Source organism: Microbacterium sp. GXS0129 (genome assembly GCF_044769785.1).
Taxonomy (GTDB): Bacteria; Actinomycetota; Actinomycetes; order Actinomycetales; family Microbacteriaceae; genus Microbacterium; species Microbacterium nymphoidis.
Genome location: NZ_JBIZVZ010000005.1, coordinates 38,267 through 58,363, shown reverse-complemented (window position 1 = coordinate 58,363; position 20,097 = coordinate 38,267). Strand labels below are relative to the sequence as shown.

The following is a 20,097-nucleotide window of genomic DNA, read 5'->3' as shown; positions in this document are numbered from 1 at the left end:
TCAGCCGGTCACTGATCGAGCGCTGAGGCGCGCACCGAGTGCGATCGCCTGCTTCTCCAGCACGTGCCAGGAGAGATAACCCGCACCGGTGGAGAGCACGAGGACAACGAGGATGTTCAGGGCGATCGGCAGGGGCGGGCCTGTCGCGATGAGAGTCTGCTGAATCGGGAACGCCCACAGGTACATGCCGTACGACGGGTCGCCCCAGCGCTGGACGCGGCGCGCGATCGCGCTGATCCGAGATCCGACGGAGACCACCACGACAGGGACGACGATGCAGGCCGCGATGATGCCCGCCTCGCCACGGAGGGGTACCAGGGCAGCGAGCCCGAGCACCAGCGCCCACCAGGGCACATGCGAGAGTCGGGGGACCCCGGTCAGCAGCGACCCGGCGAGGAAGAACACCACCGCCACGACGGTGATTCGGAGAGGCCGATCCAGAGGCGCCGCCACGGCGACAACCAGCAGCACGCCGGCGAGGACGCCGCGTGTGATGATGCTCACGCGCGCGCCGAGGACACCCAGCGCCACGATCATCAGGTAGCAGCAGAACTCCGGTCCGAGGCTCCAGAGAGAACCGTTCACCGCGGATTGGTCGTTGTCGGAGAAGAGGCCCGGCAAGTCGTACTGTGCGATCAGGACCAGGTTCCACAGATAGCGCCACGTCTCCGGTGAGCTCAGGTACTCGGAGACAGTGAGGGTGGTCAGCGCCGGACCGAGCACCGCGATCGTGAGCAGGACCACCAGCGCGAGCGCGGGAAAGATGCGCAGACACCGGCGGAGAAGGAACGCGCCGGGGCGCGGGGAGCGCGTCCAGCTCGTGCTGAGCAGGAAGCCGCTGATGGCGAAGAAGACGTAGACGCCGAGGTGGTGGATCGTGATGCCGGCGAGGGTGGGCACGCCACGCAACCCCAGCAGCGACCAGGAATGCCCGATGATCACCATCGCTGCGGCCACCAGCCGGAGCAGATCGAACAGGTTCGCCGGACGTGCGGCTCTCGCCGCCGGAACCGCCGTGTCCGTCATTCGACCCACCCTAGGGGAGCGGATCCTCGCCGGTTCAGAGGCGTGCCAGGGTCTCGATGTCTGCGGTGAACTCGGCGATCGCCTCGGGCGAGACGGTCGCTCGAGTGCCTGCCAGGGCGCGGGTGTAGTCGGTGGTTCCCAGCACGGCGTCCGCTCCGTCATCGCGCAACGAGCGCGCCAGGGCGTCCTGCGATGCGCGACGGGCCGCGTACTCGATGTCCGCGGGCGTGAGGCCATCGCTCTCTTCGACGAGCAGGTCCACGTCGACGCGGGCGACGGCCTCCGCCGGGATGTAGCGGCCCCAGATGGCGCGCCGCGCATCGGCGTCGGGCAGGCCGATCGGCAGCACGTAGTCGAAGCGTCCGTGTCGCAGGAAAGCGGCGTCGAGGGCGCGAACGAAGTTCGTCGCGCAGATCAGCAGCTTGCCCTCGTGCTCGCGGAACTCGGCCACCTGTTTCAGCAGCTCGTTCGTGACGCCCTGCGTCGGTGAAGGCGGAGTGCCGCCTCGGTGCGCGGCGATCTCCTCCACCTCGTCGATGAACACGACCGCGTGCTCCAGGTCGGCGATGGCCTCGAAGCTGGAACGCAGCGCGCCCGCGAGTCCTCCGCCGTCTGCCAGACGCGAGGGGAACAGCTCGACGAACGGCCAGTCCAGGCGGGAGGCCACGGCGCGCGCGAACGTGGTCTTCCCGGTGCCCGGCGGGCCGAAGAGCATCACCGCACGCGGCGGCACCACGCCGAATCGTTCGGCGAGATCCGGACGGGACAGCGGTGTGACCAGACGCTCCTCGAGAAGCGTCTTCTCGTGCGTCATTCCCGCGACCTTCCGCCAGAGGTTGCGTGGCAGGATCCGCCCGCCGACCTCCTTGAGCGTGTCCAGCTCTCGTCGCTGCACGGGCATCGCGCGCTCCAGGTAGCGCACCGATCGATGCACGGAGAACGCGTTGTCGGTGAAGGGTGCGAGGCCGTGCGACTCCGGAACGAGTGCCGACAGCTTTGCCAGTCCCAGCGCGGCCATCCGCCTCTCCAGCGCGTCGAGCAGGCCCGCCGCCAGTACTCCGTCCGGGTCGGGCGCGGCCAGGCCGAAGAACACGATCCACCCCTGGGCGTGTGCTGCGCGCCCCACCGCGGCACCGACGAGCTCGTGATCGCGCATCGCCACGACGGCGTGGTCGGCCTGGCACGAGGCGATCACCTCGGCGAGCGAGTAGATCGGAGCCTGCGCGTCCTCGGTCACTGCACCCCACAGGCGGACGAGCTGATCGAGGTCGTCTCCGTGGAAGTCGCGGATGTGGGTGCGGGACATGGCATCCTCCTTCATGCAGCGCTGCACGTGCGATTCGCATCGCGTTGAGCAACGCTAACCGCCGCCGGGGATGTCGCGTGACCAACCGCCCGAGAAGAACCGGCTTTTTTCTGCCGGGCGGGCCTACGCTGAAGACATGGCACCCGAGGCAGCACTGCTGGGGCACTGGACCGGCCGCGAAGAGCTCTTCCCCACCGCCTGGACCACGGGCGGGTACGCGGACGGGGCGCTGACCATCGAGCCGGGCCCGGGCGGTCTCATCCTGGATTATTCCGAGACCCAGGACCGGGGCACGCTCACCGCCCACGCGGTACTCGTCGGCTCCGGATTCTGGTGGTTCGACTCCTACGGTTTCGTGCCTCACGCGCCCGGGACCGCCGGCTGGGAGGGCCACACGCTCGTGCTGGATCGTCACTCCCCGAGAGGCCGCACGGTGATGCGTCTGCGTCCCGAGGGCACCATGCTCGTGGTGGAGCTGGACACGGCCGCGCCGGCCGATGCCGCGTTGGCCCCCGTGATGCGCGCGCGATACTCCCGCGCAGCCGGCTGACGAGCCCGCGTCCTGAGAGACCGGCAGGCGGAGCGGATTCCTTCGCTGACCTGCGGCGGAGCAAAGTCCGGTTAGCATGGGAGCAGCGTTCCGACAACGCGGAAGCAATGCTCATTACAGCGTCGCGGTCCGCGGGCTGCGACGTGAGGACCTTTGGGGGGAACTCGTGTCGAAAACGAAAATCACACATTGGGGGAAAAAGGGGGTAGCGGCGATCATCGCCGCGGGACTGGCGGTTCTGGGCATCAGTGCCACAGCAGCCGCTGCTCCGCCGTACGCGACCACCGGCGTCGTGGAGGACGTGCAGTTCTCGCAGACCACGGTGGAATCAGGCGCGCGCGCCGCGCTGGAGGCGTCATGGTCTCTGCCGGACAACCCGCAGACGCCGGCGGGCTTCAGCATCGCGCTTCCGGAGGGGCTGCGTGGACTCACCGACTCCTTCCCGCTGCTCGCCCCGGACGGGAGCGCCATGGGGCAGTGCACGGTCACGGAGACTCAGCTCTTCTGTGACATCGACCCGGCGTACATCGCCAGTCACCCGCTCAACCTGCACGGAACATTCGAGTTCTGGGTGGAGGTCACGACGACCGTCACGGAGGAGACCGTCGTCGAGTTCGACTTCGGTGAGGTGACCGCCGACGTGCGCGTTACGCCACCTCCCGGTCCCTGCACGGTGAACTGCGAGTTCTCCGGTCGGGACAGTGGCAAGTGGGGCTACTACGACCGCGAGAGCAACCTCATCTACTGGACGGTCGCCGTCAGTGCGCCCCGCGAGGGAATGGCCGGCGGGGAGCAGGTGGTCGTCACCGACATCCCGGGAGCGGGGCAGGAGATCCTGCTGACCGGTGGCGAGACGGGTGACGTCTACCAGACCAACGAGCTGGTGATGATGGACAACGGCGTGGAGTGGCCGGGCAACTGGTCCCTGAAGCCCGCGTCGGAGGTGACCGTCTCCGCCGATGGCTCCACGGTCTCGTTCGTGGCCGAGAAGGGCTACTTCTACGAGGTGAAGTTCACCACCCGTGTCATCGACGGCGGTGCTCAGGAGACCTACGACAACCGCGCCACCGTGGCCATCGGCTCCGAGCGCACCGAGACCGTGAGCTCCACCGTCACGCGTCAGGGCGGCGGCGGGACGGGTCAGGGCGAGAACGCCGGCCGATTCAGCGTCGTGAAGCAGATTTCGGGCAACGGCGCGGAGCTCGTTGCGTCCACGGCCACCTTCGTCATCGACTACTCGTATCCGGCAGGTGATGGCTTCCCCGCGGGGACAGGGTCGCTGACCGTCGCGGCGGACGGCACGGTCGTCACCAGCCCGGACCTTCCGGTGGGCGCCGTACTGACTCTGAGTGAGCGGACTCCGGCGCCGGTCGACGGGGCGACATGGGGTACTCCCGTGATCTCTCCGTCCACCGTTGTGGTGGGTGCCGGAACGACCGTTGCGGTCGTCGTGACGAACCCGCTGGTGACGCCGGCGCCGACGCCGACGCCGACTCCGACTCCGACACCCACGCCCACGCCGACTCCGACGATCACGCCTACGCCTACGCCTACGCCGACTCCGACTCCGACGGTGACGCCGGCGCCGACGACCACGCCGACGACCACTCCCACCGTGACGCCGGCGCCGACGGGTACGCCGACGCACCCTGCACCGTCGTCCACACCGACGACGGCCCCCGGCGGACGGCTCCCCGCCACCGGCGCTGACGTGCCGTTGGGTGCGCTCGTGCTGGGAGGAGTGATCATCGCGCTCGGCGTGACCGTGATGAGACGACGCAGCCGACGGAGCTGATTCCTCGGACGCTCGAGGAATCAGCGATGAGCTGAGTGTGGCCCCGCCCTCCGGACGGGGCCACACTCAGCTGCCGCCGTTCCGCTCCGCTTCGGCCCACGCGCTCGGACCCGCCGGAATCCGAAACCGCCCACAGCCCGTGGCCCTCCTCGCCGGGGCGCTGATAGCGTGCTCGCAGGGCGCTGGCGTGCCCGGCGTAAGGGGGTCATTCATGGCAGAACAGGTTGCCGGACAGCTGCGGGACTATCGCGTCCACCGCTACGTCAATGCGTTCTGCCCGCTGTGCCACGAGGAAGATCCGGACCGCGACCTCGCCGAGGTGAAACGCCTCACCGGCTGGCTCGCCGCATACGAGGACGACTCCGTCTGGCTGGAGCGCGGCTGCGAGGTGCACGGCCTGGTGCGCACGCTCTACGACGAGTCGGCCGAGATGCTCACCTACCTCGAGCAGTGGACTGCTCCCACCAAATGGCACGCCCCCGACACGACGGCCAACTTCAAGCCCGTGCCCAGCGCGTACCTCGACGGAATGCCCGCGATGCAGACGCAGCACACGTGCATCCTGCTGGAGGACCTCACCGACCACTGCAACCTGCGCTGTCCCACGTGTTTCGCCGAATCCGGACCCGCCGCCACGGCGACGGCGCCGCTGGAGGAGGTGCTCGCATCGGTGGACGACCGCCTCGCCAAGGAGAACGGGCGCATCGACGTGCTCATGCTCTCCGGCGGCGAGCCCACCCTCTACCCGTGGCTGGAACAGCTGATCGAGCAGCTCGTCTCCCGCCCCATCGTCCGCGTGCTGCTGAACTCCAACGGCCTGCGGATCGCGAACGACGATGAGTTCGTCGCCTTCCTCAAGAAGCACCGCGAGCGGGTGGAGGTGTACCTGCAGTACGACGGAGAGAAGCCGGAGTCTTCCAAGTTCCATCGGGGCGCCGACATCCGCCGCTTCAAACAGCGCGCCGTTGAGCGTCTGAGCAATGCCGGTGTCTTCATGACGCTGACGATGACGGCCGCAAAGGGCGTGAACGACGACGAGATCGGAGCGGTGATCGCCACCGCGATGAAGACGCCCTACGTGGGCGGAGTGACGATCCAGCCCGTCTTCGGCTCGGGCCGCAACTCCGGGATCGATCCGAACGACCGGCTCACGCACGGTGGCGTGCTGCGCCGGCTGGGTCCGCAGACCGACGGACGGATCACCTGGCGCGACCTCACCGCGCTCCCCTGCTCGCATCCGCACTGCTGCTCGGTCGGCTACTTCCTGCGTGACGATTCGCAGCAGTGGAAGTCGCTCACCGGCATCATGGGCCATGACCGGCTGAAGACTTTCCTGGACCTGAACCCCGACATGCTCGCCAACCGCATCGCGGACAGCGAGATCAACGTGAAGATGAAGGACGCGGTCAAGAACTCGCTGCTGGACCTCTTCAGCGAGCAGTCCAGCCTCACGCACCCGTCGATGGCGAACATCTGGCGGGACATCTGCATGAACTGCGACATCGGCATCGGTACGTTGACACAGCTGACCACGTCGGTGCTCCCCGGTCAGCACAAGCGGCTGCGCAAGATGCTCGCCGAGCGTGTGCTGCGCATCACGGTGAAGCCGTTCATGGACATCAACACGATGATCGAGGAGCGGCTCACCCAGTGCTGCGTGCACGTGGCCACGGTCAATGATGAGACACGCGCGCACCAGTGTGCCCCGTTCTGTGCGCTGCAGGCCTGGGCGCCGCTCGGACGGCAGCGCATCTCGACGGCGACCGCGCGAAACGCGGCGCCGGTGGGGCTCGGACCGGTGATTCCCGTGGGCGCACCGGTGACGGGGTGACATGAGCGCCTCGCCTCCGCTTCGTCAGTACGACGAGAAGGTCGGACTCCCGTTCGATCCCCTTCGGCTCTGTGTGTTCACCACCATCGCGCTGCTGACGTGCGTGTTCGGACCGATCTCCCTCCTCGTCTTCGCCGTCGTCGCGATCCGTGGCTACGACCGGGCCCGGCGGGCGGGGCTCACCCGCTCGCGCTGCAAGCTGGGGGACACCCGCGTGGTGCTCGCCTATTTGATCGCCGTCGCCGTGCTCGCCGTCGTGGCCACCCCGTTCTGGATCTGGGGCTGGATCACCGTGATCCGATCGATGCTCGGCGGCTGAGATGTTCCCCACTCTCGACCAGCTCCTCGGATTCGGGCCCGCGATCGATACGCATGTCGTGTTCGAGGGGATCGGCATGCTCGTGGGCGGGGGCGTCTTCCTGCTGCAGCTGCGCCGGCACAACGTTCGCGATCCGCGGATCTGGGCCCTCGTCGCCGGGGCGATGATGGGAGCGGCCGTCCTCTCGCGATTGGGCACCTGGGCCCAGCACCTGGACCCGTCGCAGAATCTGAGCCTCGTCGAGCAGCTGATGCGCGGAAACGCGTCGATTCTCTCGTCGCTGGTGGGCGCCTGGCTCGGCGTGCACATCGCCAAGCGCCTCGTGCGCTATCCGGACCGCACCGGGGATCTCTTCGCTCCGGCGGTGGCACTCGCCCTCGTGATCGGACGCTTCGGGTGCTTCTTCACCGAACGTCCCGGCACTCCCACCGGCGGGGACTGGGGCATCGTGCTGGACGCCGAGACCGCGGCGAGGCTGGGATCGCCGGCCGGGGTGGGGCTGCACCCGAGCTTCCTGTACGAGATTGCCTTCCATCTCGTCGCCTTCGCGGTGCTGTGGTTCTGGCTCCGCCGCGGCGTGCTGGCACCCGGCGAGATGCTCACGGTGTACATCGGCTCCTACGCCGTCTTCCGGTTCTTCGTGGAGTTCGTACGGGGAAACGACGTGGCGTTCGCCGGGCTCACCCGTCCCCAGCTGTTCCTGCTGTTCACCATTCCCCTGTTCGTGGCGCGCGTCGTGTGGCTCGCCCGCCGCGGACGTCTGTTCCGATCCGTGGAGGTGCGTGATGTCGTCACCGTCTGATCCGTCCGACCCGTCCCGCGAGCCCGATCCGTCCGGGCAGCCGGGACCGCCCGACCCCTCCCCGGCGGAGGTGAGGCCGCCGGATCCGAGCGCGCCGTCCGGACCCGCGCCGTCCTGGCCCGGGGGACAGCCGGCCGCCCCGTATCCGGGTCAGGCCCCGCCCCCTCAGGTCCCGCCGCAGCAGGGCCCACCCCCTCAGGTCGCGCCGCAGCAGCAGGTCCCGCCGCAGCAGGGCTATCCGCCACAGGGCTTCCCGCCGCCGGGGTCGTACGCGCCGCCCGCCGCGGGACCGAATCCGTACATCCAGAACACTCCGTTCACGCCGCCGTACGGTCCGCAGAAGTCCTCGATCACGTCGGGAGGTGTGTTCATCGGCGTCGGCATCTCGGTGCTGGTGATCCTCATCGCGTTCCTGATCCACGACATCCCCGGCGGAACCGGTCCGTTGCGCCTGCTCGTCACCGGTCTGCTGCCCATCGTCGGATGCCTGCTGACGATCAGTCGCAGGACGCGATCAATCGGCTTGGGAATGGTGATCATCGGCGGGGCGTTCTGGGTGACGCTGATCGGACCCTGTTTCGCGCTGTTCATGCCCTAGCCGCGGGGGAGACGGAAACACACCCGCCAGCGGCGCCGCAGGTGCGTTTCCATCTCCCATCGGGCTCGCGAGTTGAGAACGATTCTCATTAGCGATAGTGTGAGGACATGACCTCCCGTCGCGTCCTCCTCATCGCCCCGCTCGCCCTCTCGATCGTCGCCCTCGCGGGCTGCTCGAGTGCCGCCGGATCGGCGGTGTCGACCGACGACGCGACGAACGATCCGCGTCCCCACGTGCTGGCCACCACGAACGTCTACGCCGACATCGTCACCGCGATCGGCGCAGACGACGTGGTGGTCGACGCGATCATCACCAATGCCGCGCAGGATCCCCACGAGTACGAGGTCGCGGTGGGTGACAAGCTGCTGGCCAGCCACGCCGACCTGTTCGTGATGAACGGCGGTGGCTACGACTCCTACATGCCGAGCCTGATCCCCGAGGGTGCGCCGGTGATCGTCGCGGCGGAGTCCGCGTCCGACGCTCCCGATGTGCTCGAGAACGAGCACGACCACTCGGACCACGCCGCCGAGGAGGATCACGATCACGCCACGGAGTCGGCGGACGAGCACGACCACGACCACGCCACCGAGTCCGCGGACGACCACGACCACGCCACGGAAGGCGCGGACGGCGAGGAGACCGCGTTCAACGAGCACGTCTGGTACGACCCGGACATCATGCGTACGGTCGCCGACCAGATCGCCGCGGAGCTCGGCAAGCTCGACCCCGCGCACGCCTCCGACTTCGAGAAGCGGGCCGCGGAGTTCGGTGCCGGCATCGACGAGCTCGACACGCAGCTCGCCGAGGCCCAGGCCCAATACGCGGGCAAGAGCATCTTCGTCACGGAGCCGGTGCCGCTGCGTCTCACCGATCGGATGGGGCTCGTCAACGAGACACCCAGCGCATTCTCCGAGGCCGTCGAGGAAGGGCAGGACGTCCCGCCCGCCACGCTGCTCGCCTCACTGAAGATCATCCAGTCCGGTACTCTCGGCGCTGTTATCGTGAACGCGCAGACCGGCGGATCCGAGACCACCCAGGTGTCGCAGGAAGCCGAGAAGGAGGGCGTCCCCGTGGTGGAGTTCGCCGAGCTGCTGCCGGAAGGGCAGAGCTACCTCACCTGGATGAAGGCCAACATCACCGCCCTCACCACCGACCTGGCCCGCGGCGCGTGAGCGCTGCGTCACCATCGGCGAGCGCACCGCTGCGGATCACCGGCGGCGCGATGCACCGCGCCGGCCGCGAGCTGTGGTCGGGTCTGGATCTCACGGTCGAGCGAGGAGAACTCGTCGCCGTCCTCGGCCCGAGCGGGGCGGGCAAGACCAGCCTGCTGCGAGCCGTGCTCGGCCTCGACGCGCTGAGCCGCGGCACCGTGGAGGTGCTGGGCGAGCGCGTCGTCCGTCACGGCAACCGCAAGGTCGGCTACATCCCGCAGCAGCGACCGCTGCCGGCGGACACGTCGCTGCGGGGCCGCGACCTGGTGGCGCTCGGCGTCAACGGTCATCGCTTCGGCATTCCGCTCCCACGACGCGCCGACCGCCAGCGCGTCGACCGGCTGATCGAGGCCGTGGGGGCGGCGACGTTCGCCGATCGCCCGGTGGGCCTGCTCTCCGGCGGTGAGCAGCAGCGACTGCGGGCGGGTCAGGCGCTCGCGGACGATCCCGGGCTGCTGCTGTGCGACGAACCGCTCACCAGCCTCGATCTGGCCAATCAGCAGGCCGTCGTGTCGCTGATCGACAGTTATCGGCGCGCGCATCAGGCCGGAGTGCTGCTCGTCACCCATGACATCAACCCGGTGCTGGAGCACGTTGATCGCATCCTGTATCTGACGCACGGCGGATTCGTGCTGGGAACGCCGTCGGAGGTGCTCACCTCGCGCACACTGTCGGAGCTCTATGGGGCGCCGGTCACGGTTCTGAACTCGGGCGGCCGCCTGGTGGTCCTCGGGGCGCCGGATGCGGCCGAGGCCGCGCATCATCATCACGAGGACCACGAATGAATTGGGACGACATCAGCGAAGCCCTCTGGGGCGGACTGCCCTTCTACGGTGAGATCCTCGGGCTCGTGGGGAACTCCCTCTGGGCCGGTGCCATCCTCGGCCTCGTGGGTGGCCTCATCGGCATCTTCGTGATGCAGCGCGACATGGCCTTCGCCGTTCACGGCATCAGCGAGCTCTCCTTCGCCGGCGCCGCAGCGGCCCTCCTCATCGGCGCGGATGTGGTCACCGGATCGATCATCGGCTCGGTGGTGGCAGCGGCCATCATCGGTCTGCTGGGGTCGAAGGCGCGCGATCGCAATTCGATCATCGGTGTGCTCATGCCGTTCGGTCTGGGCCTCGGCATCCTGTTCCTCTCGCTGTACAACGGGCGAAGCGCCACCCGGTTCAGCCTCCTCACCGGTCAGATCGTGTCGGTGGATCAGGGGCAGGTGGTGTGGCTGTCGGCCATCGGGCTCGTCGTCCTGGCCGGCCTGGTCCTGATCTGGCGTCCGCTGCGTTTCGACTCCCTGGATCCGCAGTCCGCTGCGGCGCGCGGCGTCCCCACCACCGCGGTGTCCCTCGTCTTCATGCTGCTGCTCGGACTCATCGTCGCCGTCAGCGTGCACATCATCGGGGCGCTGCTCGTGATGGCTCTCGTGGTCACGCCGGCAGCGGCGGCGATGCGCGTGGCCACGGGCCCCATCCTCGTGCCCGTGCTGGCCGCCGGCTTCGGCGTGGTCTCCGCGGTCGGGGGAATCCTCCTCGCCGTGGCCGGAACGCTGCCGGTGAGCCCCTACATCACCACGGTCTCCTTCCTCATCTACCTGGTGTGCCGGATCATCGGCCGCCCCGCTGAGCGACGGGCGCGAATCAGGGCGAACTCCCGAGAGATTGTCGGGGCGGCCGCTTAGGCTCGTCTTCATGACCTCTGCCCCCGTCGGCACCGCGCGTTCCACGGATCGCGCGGTGCGCGATCGTGCGCCGCAGAGCCGCGGGGGAGCCGGATACGCCCTGATCATCGGGCTCGGTGCGGTGGCGGCGCTCCTCATCGTCAACCTGCTCGTGCCGCAGTTCTTCGCCTTTCCGGTGGAACGACGCCTGCAGGACGGACTCACGTTGTCGCTCAGCGTGCTCATCGAGTCGATGCCGTTCGTGCTGCTGGGCGTGCTGTTCTCGATCGTCGTGCAGGTGTGGCTGCCTCCCGGGGCGCTGGAGCGCGTCCTGCCACGGCGGGCGTGGGCCCGGCGGCTCGCTCTGTCGCTGCTCGGCATGATCATCCCGGTGTGCGAGTGCGGCAACGTGCCGTTCGCCCGCGGCCTCCTGCGGCGGGGCTTCGCGCCCGCCGAGACGCTGACGTTCCTGGTGGCTGCGCCCATCGTGAACCCGATCGTCATCATCACCACCCACGCGGCATTCGGCTGGGACGGCGGCATCCTGGTGATGCGCGTGATCGGCGGGTTCGTCATCGCCAACCTCATCGGCTGGCTCTACTCGCGACAGGACGACCCGGACAAGCTGCTCACCGAGCGTTTCCGCCTCGACCAGCGTGCCGAGGAAGCCGTCACCGGGAGCCGGGGCCGCCGCTCCCTCGCGCAGCTGGTGATCGAGCTGCGGGCGGTGATGCCAGCCCTGGTCATCGGCTCCGCCATCGCCGGGGCGGTGCAGGTGCTCATCCCGCGCGACGTGCTGGTTGCCATCGGCTCCAACCCGGTGCTGTCGATCGTGACGATGATCGTGCTGGCCCTCACGGTGGCGCTGTGCTCCAACGTGGATGCGTTCTTCGCACTGTCCATGGCATCGACCTTCTCCACCGGCTCGATCATCGCCTTCCTGCTCGTCGGCCCGATCGTGGACGTCAAGATGCTCGCGCTGATGCGCACCACGTTCACGGTCCGCGCGCTGGCGGGCATCGTGGTGATCGTCATCCTCAGTGCGTTCACGATCGCCCTGGGGGTGAATCTTGTCGGCTGAGCGCTCCCGCGTGCTGCATGCGATCGACTCCCGGTGGCTGGGGGTCGGACTGGCGTCGCTGGTGTGCGTCATCACCGTGGGGCTCGCGGTCACCGGCCGCCTGGCGATGTACGTGAATCCCGACGGCGCGTGGTTCACCGTGGGCATGGCGGTGCTGGGCCTCCTGGCCGCGGCGGGATCCTTCGCCCTGCCGTTGGGCGCCGAGGCGGAACACGGTCACGACCACGGCGACGGGGCTGATCACCATGCGCATGATCACGATCACTCTCACGGCGAGGCTGAACTGCCGGAGCAGGCCGGGGTTCTGACGCGTGCGCAACTGCGCGCGCGACAGCCGCAGTCCGCTCCCCGCCCCGCGCCGTCACCGACCCTGCGTCGCCGCGTATCCGGGGTCGCCGCAGCGACCGGGGGCGTGCTCGCGACGGCCGTGATGGTTCCGGCTCTGCTGCTTCCGCCGGCGGCCCTGTCGGCGGAACTGGCGATGGAGCGCGACCTCGGCGCACCACCGCTGTTCGGCGGCGCCGACGTGGTGGCGCTGGCCACCACCGCGGACGCTGCGAACTTCGGGGTGGGAGACTGGGCCGCCGCCTTCGCCGCCACCTCCAACCCCGCCTCGCTCGCGGGAACACCGGTCAACCTCGTGGGCTTCGTCGCGCCGGCCGCCGACGGCAGCGACGACATCCGGCTCACGCGACTGGTGGTCACGCACTGCGTGATCGATGCCCAGCCCGCCGCGGTCACGGTCGCCGTCTCGGCTGCCACGGCGAGCATCGATGCGGACCTCGCCACCGGACAGTGGGTGGAGGTCACCGGGACGGTGGAGCAGAGCGGCAACGGCGTGCTTCTCGTCCAGCCCACGGCCGTCACCCCGATCGACCAGCCGGCGGACCCGTATGAGTACTGAACGCAGGTCGCGCGGCCGGTTCCTCGTCGCGTTCGCGGGAGTCGTGGTGCTGCTGTCGGTGCTCGTGGCGGCGGGCTCCGTCGTGGCACTCGGACAGGGGCCGCGACAGACCGGCGTCAGCGCCGATCCCGCCGCCGCGATCGACACGGCGGGAGCCCGCGTCATCTTCACGACCGATCAGGCGGTCGCGCCCGTCGATCCCGCCCAGGTGAGCGTGTCGCCGGCCGCGGACTTCACCGTGGACACCTCGGGTCGCAGCATCGGCGTGCGATTCACGGTGCCCCTGGACCAGAACACCGACTACCGCATCACCGTGTCCGACGTCCGCGGCATCGGTGGCGGGCCCACCGCGACGCTCGACACCACGGTCAGCACTCCGAAGGCGCAGATCTACGTCCTCCAGCGCACCACCGGTGCGGACACCATCACGCGCTCGGATGTCGACGGCGAGAACGCGGAGATCGTCTTCCTGCACCCCGCCATCGAGGACTTCCGTGAGCTGGACGGTCAGCTGGTGGTGTCGGTGATGGAGAACGACCGGGCCGCGCTCCTGGTCGTGGACCCTGCCACCGGCGACACGCGTCGCATCACGCTCCCGGGCATCGGCTACCTCGGCCAGCTCCAGGTCTCGGAGCGTTCGGGGCGCATCGGCTTCACATACTCCGATCGCGAGCTCACCGAGACCACGGGTATCAAGAGCCAGCTGTTCCTGACCTCGCTCACCGACGACACCGTCACTGCGGTGGCGGCAGGCGGCGAGGCTCCGAGCGTGGACAACTGGGCGTTCGTGCCGGACTCGGATGCGGTGCTGATGGTTCCCTTCAGCGGCGACCTCATGCTCGTGGATCCGGCGGGGAGATCGGAGCCCGTCCGCTTCGGCACGGCGATCAAGCTCCAGGGGCTGTCCCGAGGCACGTATCAGGCCATCGTCGACAAGGTGGACGGCTGGGTGGCGCTCGACCTTCGCGCCGGCACCGAGGAGCCGCTCAGCCTGCCCGACCTGTCGGGGACGGTGGATGCGATCCTGCCGTTGACTCCCGCCACCACGCTGTGGCACCACACTGAGCGCGACGCCGCCGGCATGCCGACAGCGGGAGTGATTTCGGTATCGGATGCGTCGGGCCAGCTGCGAGAGCTGTACCGCCGGGCGACCGGAGACCCGATCCTGCAGGCCTGCGCATCACCGAGCGGCTCGCAGGTGGCTGCGCTCGTCGCACCGGATTATGCCCGCAATCCGCTGGACGGCGCGTATCGTCCGCTGCCCAGCACCCTGCGCACCGTCATCATCGACGTGGCCAGCGGTGAGGTGGTCGGCAACCTCGCCGGATTCGATCTGTCCTGGTGCGAGCGTGGTCCGTTCTGAGGCCCGTGCGGACGGCAGGGAAGAGGGCGATCGCACGTCCGGTCGCGCTCCGCGGTGCTCTTTCGCTCTTCCCGGAGAGGTCTGCGGCGGCAGCGACGGATTGCGCCGTGGGGGAACGCCGAGCCCACGGGTGACCGGCGGCGATAGGATCTGAGCATGGCTCAGCGGAACACCTGGCAGCGCGAGAGGGTGCGCGAGGCCCTCGGCGATGCGCGGGGGTTCGTCAGCGCTCAGGCCCTGCATGCCACGCTGCGCGATGAGAACACGGGCATCGGCCTGGCCACGGTGTACCGCACACTGGCGGGCCTGGCCACAGCGGGTGAAGCCGATTCCCTGCAGAGCCCCGAGGGTGAGTCGCTCTACCGAGCCTGCTCCTCCTCCGGCCATCACCATCACCTCATCTGCCGCTCCTGCGGTCTCACCGTCGAGATCGCCGCAACCGACGTGGAGCAGTGGGCGAAGAACGTCGCGGCCTCGCACGGGTTTGAGCAGGCCGAGCACGTCGTCGACATCTTCGGCCTGTGCGCGGAGTGCGCCGCTGCGGCGCGAGCAGCAGGGACATCTGCCGACGGGACCGATGACAGCGGTCGCTGACGGCCTGCACCTCGCCACCCGCGAGGAGCTGTCGGGACTGCCGCCGGAGGTTGCCCCCCGGCTCCTCGGCGGCATTCTGCGCGTGGAGACGGCGGAGGGCGCCGTGGCGATCCGCCTCACCGAGGTGGAGGCGTACCACGGCCAGGGCACCGGCGACATCCCGGATCCGGGATCTCACGCCCGCATGGGCCGGACGGATCGCAACGCGACGATGTGGGGCGAGCCGGGTCACCTCTACGTGTACCTCAGTCACGGAATCCACTCCTGCGTCAACGTGGTGTGCGGCCCGGACGGGCTGGCCGGTGGTGTGCTGCTTCGCGGCGGCGAGGTGGTGGAGGGGGCCGACCTGGCACGACATCGCCGCCAGCAGCGCAAACCCGGTCCGGACGGTGCTGTGCGATGCACGCCCGCCATCGCCGATCGCGATCTCGCGCGGGGGCCTGGTCGCTTCGGCCAGGCCATCGGGCTTCGCCATCCGGCCGACGACGGGGTCGATGCCGTGGGCGGCGGACCCGTGTCCCTGCACCTGCGCAATGCCCTGGCCCCGGGGATCGCCGCCGGGCCGCGCGTGGGGGTGGCGGGCATCGCCGGCACCTCGGCGTTCCCGTGGCGGTTCTTCCTGGCCGGCGACCCGACGGTGTCGGTCTTCCGCGCCGGGCGAGGAGCCGTGGAGGCGGCGTCCGCGGGCTGAAATCGGCGGCCTGTGGACAGCCGTTCACAGGAGCGCGCTACGGGGTGCGGGATCGGCTCGGATCTGCAAGAGTGGACCCGTCCGTGCGATTGCTGAGGAGTTCCCGTGAAGAAATCCATCGTCCGTGCGACCGCGATCTCGGCATCAGCCGCCGTCGCCCTCGCCCTCGCTCTGCCTGCGGCTGCATCGGCGAGCGTTGACACGCCGGAGTTGATCACCCCCACCTCGGGAACCACGCAGATCAACCTGATCGGGTTCAACGACTTCCACGGCCGCATCCTGGACGCCGAGCGCTTCGCCGCCACCGTGCTGCAGGCGCAGCAGGGGTTCGGCGAGGACAACTCCCTGGTGCTGTCCAACGGCGACGCGGTGAGCGCCTCCGTCTTCGAGTCGGCCATCCAGAAGGACGCCCCCACCATCGACGCGCTGAACGCGCTCGGGGTCGACAGCTTCACGGTGGGAAACCACGAGTTCGATCACGGCTATGACGACGCCATCGGTCGCATCCAGAACGCCACGAACGGTCCCGACCTGGCTGCCAACGTGACGGACTCGACCGGCGCGCACCCGTTCGAAGAGTACGCGGTCTTCGACGTGAACGGCACGAGCGTGGCCGTGATCGGCGCGGTCACCCAGGAGACGCCCGCGTTGTCCGCCCCCGATTCCGTGGCAGGGCTCACTTTCGGCGACCCTGTGGAGGCGGTGAACCGTGTCGCGGCCCAGCTGACGGACGGTGACCCGGCCAACGGCGAGGCTGATGTCCTCATTGCGTCGTACCACGAGGGCGGTCCGCAGTCCGATGTGCCGCTCGACGAGAACGAGAAGAGTGCGGTGTTCGCTCACATCGTGAACGACACCGACCCCTCGGTCGCGGCCATCTACACGGCCCACACGCACCAGACCTACGCGTACGATGCGCCGATCCCCGGTCAGAGCGGCACCCGCCCCGTCGTGCAGGCGGGCTCGTACGCGGGCTTCATCGGGCAGGTCGTGCTCACCCTCGACGCCGACAAGAAGGTCACCGCTTCCTCGTCGTCCGTCGTGCCGACCCTCGCCGCTGACGCCATCCCCGACGACCTGAAGTCCGACCCGCGCGTTCAGCAGGTGGCACAGATCGTGGCCGACGCCGTGGCGAAGGCCGATGTGCTCGGCAGCGAGGTCGTCGGAACCCAGACGGGTGACATCACGCGAGCCAAGCAGTACGAGGACGGATCGATCACGGTCGACCCGGCTACGGGCGTCACGTCGGGCACCGTCTCGGTTCCTGACGACCGGGCGAACGCGTCCAATCTGAGCGACCTCGTCGCGCAGTCGATGGTCGACGTCATCAACGCCCGCGGAAACGCCCATGCGGATCTCGCCCTCATGAACCCGGGTGGTGTGCGGGCGGACCTGCTCGACGACGACGGCAAGATCACCTACAAGGAAGCCGCCACCGTGGTGCCCTTCGCCAACGACCTCAACGTCGTGACGGTCACCACGGAGACGCTCAAGGCCACCCTTGAGCAGCAGTGGCAGCGCAACGTCGACGGCTCGATCCCCTCACGCCCCTACCTGCAGCTGGGACTGTCGGACGGCTTCACCTACACCTACGACTCCACGCGCCCCGAGGGCGACCGCATCACCGGCATGGCCCTCAACGGGATGCCGCTGGATCCGGGCCTCACCTGGAACGTGGCGATGAGCTCCTTCCTGGCTGCCGGCGGCGACAACTTCCGGGCGCTGCTGGACAACGTGGGCAACCAGAGCGTGGGAATCATCGACACCGATGCCTTCCCCGCGTGGTTCCGCATGGTCTCGGGCGAGACCGGCACCGCGATCGTTCCGGACAACCGTCGTAACGGCATCGAGGTGCAGGGACTCGCCTACCGCGAGCCGCTGGCTTGCATCGGTCAGAGCATCACGGTTGCCGGCTTCGATCTGGCATCGCTCGGCTACGTGCAGAACCAGGCGGTCGACGTGGACCTGTATTACGGGACCACCACGACTGAGCCCACGCAGATCGGGCAGGCGAGCGTCGACCCGGCCGCACCGAACACGGTCGTCGTGCCGCTTACCGTGCCGGCGGGGGCCGTCGGGGCTGCATGGGTGCGCATCACCGTCCAGCCCACGGGCTCCAGCGTGACCATTCCGGTGACCGTGGACTGCCAGGTGGAAGCCACGGTGGCTCCGGAGCCCAGCAACCCGGCGCCCAAGCCCACGCTGGTGGCGACCGGTTCGGACGGCTCGCAGGCTCTGGTGATCGGCATCATCGCCGTCGTGGTGATCGTCGCCGGTGGTGCTGCGCTGCTCGTCGCGCGTCTGCGTCGCGCACGCCGTGAGGCGGACGGCGTGAACGCTGACTCGTCGGGTTCGTCCACCGACGTCTGATCCCGATTCACGCGACGCCGCGAGCCCGGAAGGGGCTCGCGGCGTCGTCGTTTCTCCTGCGGATTCGGCGGGCGTCCGCGCGCATGCTAGGATTGCTCTTTGTCTGCGCGCACTCCAGCACGCAGCTCGTTCCCACTCTTCATTCCGCCCATTCGGGCGGATGCCGGCGTGGGAGCAGACAAGGGATCTTGGGTGAAGCCGTCCGGCTTCACGGTACAGAAGGAGACACCATGGCCGCAGTGTGCCAGGTGACTGGAGCTGTTCCCGGCTTCGGTCACAACATCAGCCACTCGCACCGCCGGACGAAGCGCCGCTTCGACCCGAACGTGCAGAAGAAGACGTACTTCGTCCCGTCGCTGGGTCGTAAGATCACGCTGAACGTGTCCGCCAAGGGCATCAAGGTGATCGACGCCCGTGGCATCGAGTCCGTTGTGAAGGACCTCCTCGCGAAGGGTGTGAAGCTCTAATGGCGAAGAAGGCACAGGACGTACGTCCGATCATCAAGCTCCGTTCGACGGCTGGCACGGGTTACACCTACGTGACTCGCAAGAACCGTCGTAACAACCCCGACCGCATCGTTCTCAAGAAGTACGACCCGGTGATCCGCAAGCACGTCGAATTCCGAGAGGAGCGTTGATCCATGGCTAAGAAGAGCATGATCGCGAAGAACGAGCAGCGTAAGGTCATCGTCGCTCGCTACAACGAGAAGCGTCTGGCGCTGAAGGCGGCCCTCGTGTCGCCGTCGTCGACCGACGAAGAGCGCGAGGCCGCTCGCGTGGGCCTGCAGAAGCTGCCCCGCAACGCTTCGCCGGTGCGCGTTCGCAACCGCGACGTCATCGACGGTCGCCCCCGTGGCCACCTGTCGAAGTTCGGCATCTCGCGTGTTCGCTTCCGCGACATGGCACACCGTGGCGAGCTGCCCGGTGTCACCAAGTCCAGCTGGTAAGCACCCGCAAACGCACGAAGGGCGAGTCCGTCAGGACTCGCCCTTCGTCGTTTCCGCCCGAGGGGCTTTCGTCGTCGTGTGTGAGGAGCTCGTCGATGTGCGTGAGGGGATCCGTCGTCGCCGTGCGGGGACGTCGTTCCGCGCGATGGGTTCGCGACGTGGGCGGCGTCGAATGCGTGCGGTGCACGTCGTTCGCGTAGGGTGGTTCGGCGACGCCCTCATCGGCGGGCGGCGCGAAAGGGGACCGATCTTGAACGCTGTCTGCCCTCCCGGGTTCATGAGCAATCCGGCATTTCCGCTTCTCGTGGGCGTGGCCGCCGTGATCATCGTTCTCGGCATTGTGCTCGCGGTGGTGTCCAAGCGCCGCCGAGGCGGTGCGGGCACCCTGGCGATCGGAGTGCTCCTCCTCGCCGGCGGCAGCATGTTCGCCTCGCCGGCTCCCGCGGCAGCCGCCGATTGCCCGCCGTCGGCCGCGGCCACGGCGCAGCCGAGTGCGGAGGCGACTGAGACGGGCCCCACGGGAACTCTCGCGGTCGACCTCGGCAGCATCCACGACCTGTACAACGCGTATCTGACCGTTCCCACGCAGGTCAAGCTCATCGAGGACAGCGGCAACATCGAACAGGACGTGCCGCTGCAGGACGCGCTGGCCAGCTGCCAGACCGACTACTCCGCCCCCGAGCCCATCACGATCGCTCTGGTGGACGCTGCGACCGGACGGGTCGGCTGGGCCGCGCAGATTCCCGCGGACGGTGAGGATGTCGTGGGTCTGGAAGGTGTTCCGCTCGGCGCGTACACGGTGATCCTGCTGCAGCAGCGCAGCGGCCCCGGCGACCCCGTTCCTGCGGGTGCCTCCACGAGCGTGAGCTTCCAGTGGCAGCGCACGTTCCATGAGTGCACTGTGACCGCGGAGCGCGGGCAGACGCTGACGCATGGGATCTACACCGGCGGAAACCCGGGCACTCTGGTCGCCACAGTCGACGGGACAGGAGCCACGGCCACCTTCACCGAGGCCTCGCCCCAGCAGGTCGTCCGCCTGTCGCTCGGCAGCTGACG

The 20,097-nt window shown here is 68.7% G+C and carries 21 protein-coding genes; 19 read left to right on the top strand and 2 right to left on the bottom strand.

Annotation, left to right across the window (positions count from 1 at the left end; all coding sequences use genetic code 11):
• Complete coding sequence (locus tag ACIQJ5_RS14600; protein WP_231092822.1) at nucleotides 1-1,026, bottom strand: acyltransferase; 1,026 nt, start codon at nucleotides 1,024-1,026, stop codon at nucleotides 1-3.
• Between the two features lie 34 nt (nucleotides 1,027-1,060).
• Entirely contained in the window at nucleotides 1,061-2,332 is a 1,272-nt protein-coding gene (locus tag ACIQJ5_RS14595) for an ATP-binding protein (RefSeq protein WP_231092823.1), read from the bottom strand.
• Between the two features lie 136 nt (nucleotides 2,333-2,468).
• Between ACIQJ5_RS14595 and ACIQJ5_RS14590 the strand changes: the two genes are divergently transcribed.
• From ACIQJ5_RS14590 to ACIQJ5_RS14500, 19 genes are all read left to right on the top strand, one after another.
• Nucleotides 2,469-2,882 carry a hypothetical protein gene (locus ACIQJ5_RS14590; protein ID WP_402844972.1) on the top strand — a complete coding sequence of 138 codons (414 nt, stop codon included), beginning with the start codon at nucleotides 2,469-2,471 and terminating at the stop codon, nucleotides 2,880-2,882.
• Between the two features lie 166 nt (nucleotides 2,883-3,048).
• On the top strand, nucleotides 3,049-4,677 hold the full coding sequence (locus ACIQJ5_RS14585) for a DUF5979 domain-containing protein (RefSeq protein ID WP_402844970.1): 1,629 nt from the start codon (nucleotides 3,049-3,051) through the stop codon (nucleotides 4,675-4,677).
• A gap of 211 nt (nucleotides 4,678-4,888) precedes the next feature.
• Nucleotides 4,889-6,508, top strand: coding sequence for a radical SAM protein (locus tag ACIQJ5_RS14580; protein ID WP_402844968.1), 1,620 nt, complete (start codon nucleotides 4,889-4,891; stop codon nucleotides 6,506-6,508).
• Nucleotide 6,509: 1 nt separating this feature from the next.
• Nucleotides 6,510-6,827 (top strand): hypothetical protein, encoded by a 318-nt coding sequence (locus tag ACIQJ5_RS14575; RefSeq protein ID WP_231092827.1) that lies wholly within the window; start codon nucleotides 6,510-6,512, stop codon nucleotides 6,825-6,827.
• A gap of 1 nt (nucleotide 6,828) precedes the next feature.
• On the top strand, nucleotides 6,829-7,629 hold the full coding sequence (locus ACIQJ5_RS14570; protein WP_231092828.1) for a prolipoprotein diacylglyceryl transferase: 801 nt from the start codon (nucleotides 6,829-6,831) through the stop codon (nucleotides 7,627-7,629).
• Nucleotides 7,613-8,227: a hypothetical protein gene (locus ACIQJ5_RS14565; protein ID WP_231092829.1), complete on the top strand. Its 615-nt coding sequence runs from the start codon at nucleotides 7,613-7,615 to the stop codon at nucleotides 8,225-8,227. The genes ACIQJ5_RS14570 and ACIQJ5_RS14565 overlap by 17 nt, the downstream gene beginning before the upstream one ends.
• A 107-nt stretch (nucleotides 8,228-8,334) precedes the next feature.
• The gene (locus ACIQJ5_RS14560; protein WP_402844965.1) at nucleotides 8,335-9,399 is read left to right on the top strand and encodes a metal ABC transporter solute-binding protein, Zn/Mn family; all 1,065 of its coding nucleotides are present in this window, start codon (nucleotides 8,335-8,337) and stop codon (nucleotides 9,397-9,399) included.
• A gap of 50 nt (nucleotides 9,400-9,449) precedes the next feature.
• Nucleotides 9,450-10,223 carry a metal ABC transporter ATP-binding protein gene (locus tag ACIQJ5_RS14555; protein ID WP_402845281.1) on the top strand — a complete coding sequence of 258 codons (774 nt, stop codon included), beginning with the start codon at nucleotides 9,450-9,452 and terminating at the stop codon, nucleotides 10,221-10,223.
• Nucleotides 10,220-11,113, top strand: coding sequence for a metal ABC transporter permease (locus ACIQJ5_RS14550; RefSeq protein WP_231092831.1), 894 nt, complete (start codon nucleotides 10,220-10,222; stop codon nucleotides 11,111-11,113). The genes ACIQJ5_RS14555 and ACIQJ5_RS14550 overlap by 4 nt, the downstream gene beginning before the upstream one ends.
• A gap of 10 nt (nucleotides 11,114-11,123) precedes the next feature.
• Nucleotides 11,124-12,173: a permease gene (locus ACIQJ5_RS14545; protein ID WP_402844963.1), complete on the top strand. Its 1,050-nt coding sequence runs from the start codon at nucleotides 11,124-11,126 to the stop codon at nucleotides 12,171-12,173.
• Complete coding sequence (locus ACIQJ5_RS14540) at nucleotides 12,163-13,077, top strand: TIGR03943 family putative permease subunit (RefSeq protein WP_231092833.1); 915 nt, start codon at nucleotides 12,163-12,165, stop codon at nucleotides 13,075-13,077. Before ACIQJ5_RS14545 ends, ACIQJ5_RS14540 begins: the two co-directional genes overlap by 11 nt.
• Entirely contained in the window at nucleotides 13,067-14,440 is a 1,374-nt protein-coding gene (locus ACIQJ5_RS14535) for a hypothetical protein (RefSeq protein ID WP_402844960.1), read from the top strand. Before ACIQJ5_RS14540 ends, ACIQJ5_RS14535 begins: the two co-directional genes overlap by 11 nt.
• Nucleotides 14,441-14,596: 156 nt before the next feature.
• Nucleotides 14,597-15,034 (top strand): Fur family transcriptional regulator, encoded by a 438-nt coding sequence (locus ACIQJ5_RS14530; protein ID WP_231092835.1) that lies wholly within the window; start codon nucleotides 14,597-14,599, stop codon nucleotides 15,032-15,034.
• Nucleotides 15,018-15,725: a DNA-3-methyladenine glycosylase gene (locus tag ACIQJ5_RS14525; RefSeq protein ID WP_402844958.1), complete on the top strand. Its 708-nt coding sequence runs from the start codon at nucleotides 15,018-15,020 to the stop codon at nucleotides 15,723-15,725. Before ACIQJ5_RS14530 ends, ACIQJ5_RS14525 begins: the two co-directional genes overlap by 17 nt.
• Nucleotides 15,726-15,830: 105 nt before the next feature.
• Entirely contained in the window at nucleotides 15,831-18,095 is a 2,265-nt protein-coding gene (locus ACIQJ5_RS14520) for a bifunctional metallophosphatase/5'-nucleotidase (protein WP_402844956.1), read from the top strand.
• 230 nt (nucleotides 18,096-18,325) lie between these two features.
• The gene (gene rpmB, locus ACIQJ5_RS14515) at nucleotides 18,326-18,562 is read left to right on the top strand and encodes a 50S ribosomal protein L28 (RefSeq protein ID WP_018187658.1); all 237 of its coding nucleotides are present in this window, start codon (nucleotides 18,326-18,328) and stop codon (nucleotides 18,560-18,562) included.
• The gene (gene rpmG / locus ACIQJ5_RS14510; RefSeq protein ID WP_005051772.1) at nucleotides 18,562-18,732 is read left to right on the top strand and encodes a 50S ribosomal protein L33; all 171 of its coding nucleotides are present in this window, start codon (nucleotides 18,562-18,564) and stop codon (nucleotides 18,730-18,732) included. The genes rpmB and rpmG overlap by 1 nt, the downstream gene beginning before the upstream one ends.
• A gap of 3 nt (nucleotides 18,733-18,735) precedes the next feature.
• On the top strand, nucleotides 18,736-19,041 hold the full coding sequence (rpsN, locus tag ACIQJ5_RS14505) for a 30S ribosomal protein S14 (RefSeq protein WP_231092838.1): 306 nt from the start codon (nucleotides 18,736-18,738) through the stop codon (nucleotides 19,039-19,041).
• A gap of 277 nt (nucleotides 19,042-19,318) precedes the next feature.
• Complete coding sequence (locus ACIQJ5_RS14500) at nucleotides 19,319-20,095, top strand: hypothetical protein (protein WP_402844953.1); 777 nt, start codon at nucleotides 19,319-19,321, stop codon at nucleotides 20,093-20,095.
• The last annotated feature ends 2 nt before the right edge of the window (nucleotides 20,096-20,097 follow it).

Bases quoted from the DNA above. Each gene is read 5' to 3' on its own strand.
- rpmB (WP_018187658.1), top strand. From the start codon at position 18,326: ATGGCCGCAGTGTGCCAGGTGACTGGAGCTGTTCCCGGCTTCGGTCAC.
- rpsN (WP_231092838.1), top strand. From the start codon at position 18,736: ATGGCTAAGAAGAGCATGATCGCGAAGAACGAGCAGCGTAAGGTCATC.
- ACIQJ5_RS14500 (WP_402844953.1), top strand. From the start codon at position 19,319: ATGAGCAATCCGGCATTTCCGCTTCTCGTGGGCGTGGCCGCCGTGATC.
- rpmG (WP_005051772.1), top strand. From the start codon at position 18,562: ATGGCGAAGAAGGCACAGGACGTACGTCCGATCATCAAGCTCCGTTCG.
- ACIQJ5_RS14575 (WP_231092827.1), top strand. From the start codon at position 6,510: ATGAGCGCCTCGCCTCCGCTTCGTCAGTACGACGAGAAGGTCGGACTC.
- ACIQJ5_RS14525 (WP_402844958.1), top strand. From the start codon at position 15,018: ATGACAGCGGTCGCTGACGGCCTGCACCTCGCCACCCGCGAGGAGCTG.
- ACIQJ5_RS14570 (WP_231092828.1), top strand. From the start codon at position 6,829: ATGTTCCCCACTCTCGACCAGCTCCTCGGATTCGGGCCCGCGATCGAT.
- ACIQJ5_RS14530 (WP_231092835.1), top strand. From the start codon at position 14,597: ATGGCTCAGCGGAACACCTGGCAGCGCGAGAGGGTGCGCGAGGCCCTC.
- ACIQJ5_RS14560 (WP_402844965.1), top strand. From the start codon at position 8,335: ATGACCTCCCGTCGCGTCCTCCTCATCGCCCCGCTCGCCCTCTCGATC.
- ACIQJ5_RS14595 (WP_231092823.1), bottom strand. From the start codon at position 2,332: ATGTCCCGCACCCACATCCGCGACTTCCACGGAGACGACCTCGATCAG.
- ACIQJ5_RS14565 (WP_231092829.1), top strand. From the start codon at position 7,613: ATGTCGTCACCGTCTGATCCGTCCGACCCGTCCCGCGAGCCCGATCCG.
- ACIQJ5_RS14555 (WP_402845281.1), top strand. From the start codon at position 9,450: ATGCACCGCGCCGGCCGCGAGCTGTGGTCGGGTCTGGATCTCACGGTC.
- ACIQJ5_RS14580 (WP_402844968.1), top strand. From the start codon at position 4,889: ATGGCAGAACAGGTTGCCGGACAGCTGCGGGACTATCGCGTCCACCGC.
- ACIQJ5_RS14535 (WP_402844960.1), top strand. From the start codon at position 13,067: ATGAGTACTGAACGCAGGTCGCGCGGCCGGTTCCTCGTCGCGTTCGCG.
- ACIQJ5_RS14600 (WP_231092822.1), bottom strand. From the start codon at position 1,026: ATGACGGACACGGCGGTTCCGGCGGCGAGAGCCGCACGTCCGGCGAAC.
- ACIQJ5_RS14590 (WP_402844972.1), top strand. From the start codon at position 2,469: ATGGCACCCGAGGCAGCACTGCTGGGGCACTGGACCGGCCGCGAAGAG.
- ACIQJ5_RS14550 (WP_231092831.1), top strand. From the start codon at position 10,220: ATGAATTGGGACGACATCAGCGAAGCCCTCTGGGGCGGACTGCCCTTC.
- ACIQJ5_RS14545 (WP_402844963.1), top strand. From the start codon at position 11,124: ATGACCTCTGCCCCCGTCGGCACCGCGCGTTCCACGGATCGCGCGGTG.